3 protein-coding genes are annotated in these 3,145 nt (G+C 68.7%); 1 reads left to right on the forward strand and 2 read right to left on the reverse strand.

Translation table 11 applies throughout. From position 1 onward, the window contains the following. Nucleotides 1-206: 206 nt before the first annotated feature. Both E1265_RS35165 and E1265_RS35170 read right to left on the reverse strand, forming a co-directional pair. The gene (locus tag E1265_RS35165) at nt 207-374 is read right to left on the reverse strand and encodes a DUF397 domain-containing protein (protein ID WP_243741337.1); all 168 of its coding nucleotides are present in this window, start codon (nt 372-374) and stop codon (nt 207-209) included. A gap of 36 nt (nt 375-410) precedes the next feature. Then, nucleotides 411-1,226: a helix-turn-helix transcriptional regulator gene (locus E1265_RS35170; RefSeq protein ID WP_243741338.1), complete on the reverse strand. Its 816-nt coding sequence runs from the start codon at nt 1,224-1,226 to the stop codon at nt 411-413. 1,232 nt (nt 1,227-2,458) lie between these two features. Between E1265_RS35170 and E1265_RS35175 the strand changes: the two genes are divergently transcribed. Next, nucleotides 2,459-3,142: a hypothetical protein gene (locus tag E1265_RS35175; protein ID WP_132935014.1), complete on the forward strand. Its 684-nt coding sequence runs from the start codon at nt 2,459-2,461 to the stop codon at nt 3,140-3,142. The last annotated feature ends 3 nt before the right edge of the window (nt 3,143-3,145 follow it).

Here is a 3,145-nt window from a genome sequence, read left to right on the forward strand (position 1 = left end):
TTCCGGTGCTGCGCGCGGCAGGCTGTGGCGGGTTCGCCGCCGGGCCTTACGCGCTACCGCGCGAGGCCACCGCCAAGGGTGGTGAGCGCGTCCGCAGGTGGCGCACGACACCGGCGCACCCTTTCCTTCCCGGACAGGAACGCCGCAGCGACACCGACGTGCCCGCTCATCCTGCCAGCTCTGTGCCGGGGCCGGGCGGCAGCACGTCAGCTCTTGATGGACTCCACGAATGCCGCCCACGCGCCAGCGGGGACAACCAGCGCGGCGCCGGGGTTCTTGCTGTCACGGACCGGCACGACGCCAGGGAAGCCGTCGGCGACCTCGACGCAGTTCCCCCCGTTGGCGTTGCTGTAGCTGGAGCGGCGCCACGACATATCGCGCGGGTCCTTGCCGGGGGATCGCATGATCTCCTAGTCCTTGATCAGATTGCGGATGAACTCCAGGGACTCGGCCGGCGGGAGCGCCGCGTCTCTGAGCTGATCGTAGAACAGTTTGTGCTGCTCGACCTCGGCCGGTTCCTCGATCAACTCACCCGACGTGCTGCCCTCCAGGTAAGCCACGTAGACACCGTCCGGCATGCCGAGAATGGTCAACGAGCCGCCCAGCAGGTACTGCAACCCGGCACCGAACGGCAGCACCTGGACCACGATGTTGGGCAGTTCCGCCATCTTCACCAGGTGCTCAAGCTGACGGTTCCAGGCGGAGGGATCCTTGAGACGGCGACGCAGCGCGGACTCGTCGAGGATGACCCGTAGGCGCAGGGGGATTGCCCTGGCCAGGACTGCCTGTCTGTTGAGCCTCGCTTCGACGTCCCGCTCCAGCTTGTCCTCGCTGAGAAGACCCGTACCAAGCTGCTCTCGTGCGTATGCCTCGGTCTGGAGAAGACCAGGGATCGTGCTGGCCGAGTACTCGAAGCGGACACTCGCCTCCGCCTCCACCCGCATGAACTGCTTGTAGCGCCCCAGGTACGCCTCGTCCTTGGCCAGCAGCCACAGGTTCTGGAGCATGCGCCGCGTCCCGTACACCTCGTCCAGGCGCCGGGCCGTGTCGAAGTCGCCGAGGCGTTCGCCGCGCTCCAGCTTGCTGAGGTAGGACCGGTCGTAGGTCGTGGCCTCCGACAGGTCCCCCAGGGACATGCCGGCCTCCTCGCGAAGTCGGCGCAGCTCTTCCATGTACTTGAGTCGCGCCGGAGCCACCTGCTCCGGCTCCGCCTCACGTGGCGCCATCAACGCCCCTTCCGAACATGCGTGTGCGGCCGGTCACAGAGGCCACACCTCCCACCTGGCCAACGGCCTACCCACGCATCAAACCTTGTAGTAACCCGACTACAGGAAGCCACCGTTCCATGTCCGAGCAGCAGAAACCCAGCACCCCCAACACCCCACCTCCACCCGAACGTTGCCCTCACCCCGGCGCTCTGCGGGACATGAGGCCATCACCGGAGGGACTGCGCTGCGCCGCGTGCGACGCGCTGATCTACGGACGGCCGGTCCTCCGGTTAACGCGCCGAAGGCCGAATGGGCCACCGAACTGCCCTTCCCGAAGGGCACCTTGGCGGAGGACGCGAACGGCCGCCGAGGACGGCTGATGGCCGGCCTGATCGAGCGCGACCGGAACACCGACAGGATCATCCGCCGTACCGCGTTCGTCCCCCGTCGGCGGCGGACACGAGTGGGAAGCGCCGTTCGACAGCCTCACGGCCGTCGAATGACCGGATGACGGTCGCAACGAGGATCGCCCGCATCCCCCTCGGTCGGGGCAGGCCCCAGGGAACGTCGAGGGGCGCCCCCAGCGGCTCTCGACGTTGCGTGCCATCACAACTGTTGAACCGGGCGTGATCCGGCGATTACCGTACTGCCGGACACTGAACGTCGCCTGTTCGCTATCCGGGGGGGAAGAACGTGGCACGCCCGTCTGACTGGAGTCCGGTCGACATGGACTCTGACCCGACGCCCGGCTATCCGGACGAGGTTCGCAGCCTCGCGGACGAGTTACAGAGCTTCGCCGACGAGGTGGGCGAGGCTTTGGGCCGGATCCGTGGCATGGCGTAGGACCGGGCCGTCCTCGACTGGGCCGGCCTCTCAGCCGAGGCCTTCCGCTCGGAGTTCGACGGCGTCCCGCCCAACCTCCAGAAGCTTCAGACCTCCTACGACATGGCCGCCCAGGCCTTACAGACCTACTGGCCGAAGCTGGAGACCGCGCAGGGCATGGCCGATCGCGCCCTGGACCGCGCGATCGCCGCCCAGGCCGACCTGTCCACAGCCCAAGCGGCGTTGTCCAACGCCCAGGACTGGGTGACCCGCGCTGGCGAGGAGGCCGAGCGCCTGGAACGTGCGGGGAACGCGACGACATCGAGCCTCCCTCGGAAGCCGACGTCCGGGCCGCCACCCGCGACGCGAACGCCGCCAACGCGGCCGCGTCGTCAGCGAGGGCACGGGTGGACGCGGCCGAGGAAGCCTTGTCCGCCGCTCGTGTACTCGCTCGGCAGGCACAGGAGTTACGCGAGGACGCCGCCCGCACGTGCGCCGACGAGATCGACGCCGCGTCCGACGCCGGTATCCAGAACCGGCGGTGGTGGGAGGACGCGATCCACTGGGTGTCCGAGAACTGGGACACCATCGTCGAGATATGCGAGGTCGTCGTCGCCGTCCTCGGCATCGTCGTCATGATCATCGGCGGCCCCCTGGCCTGGGTCGTCCTCGCCGACACCCTCTACCGCTACGCCAACGGCCAAGCCACCCTCTGGGACACCGCCCTCGACCACATCCCCGGCATGAAGGGCCTGACCACTCTCGGCGGCCTCGCACGCGGCATGCGCTCCCTCGCCACCACCGGACTGCGTAGCCTGCGCCAGGGCATGCGCGGTCTTGGGCAGAGCATCCGCCGCATAGGCCGGGGCGGGAACAACCTGGTCTGCCGCACCGACCCGATCGACATGGCCACCGGCGAGATGGTCATGGAGGCGGGCGCGCCCGCCTCCATCGTCCACCACGGCGGCTGTCACCTCGGCATCACCGACGCCGAAGGACGCATCGTCGAGCTGCGCCTGCTCACGCGCCGAAGCAGCCCGTCTTGCGTCGCTGAGCGGCATCAACTGGAAGGCGGGCCCCCTTTCGCGCGTAGCGCGAAAGGGGGCGGGTAGGGG

Source organism: Streptomyces sp. 8K308 (assembly GCF_004348315.1).
In the GTDB taxonomy this organism is placed as follows: Bacteria; Actinomycetota; Actinomycetes; order Streptomycetales; family Streptomycetaceae; genus Streptomyces.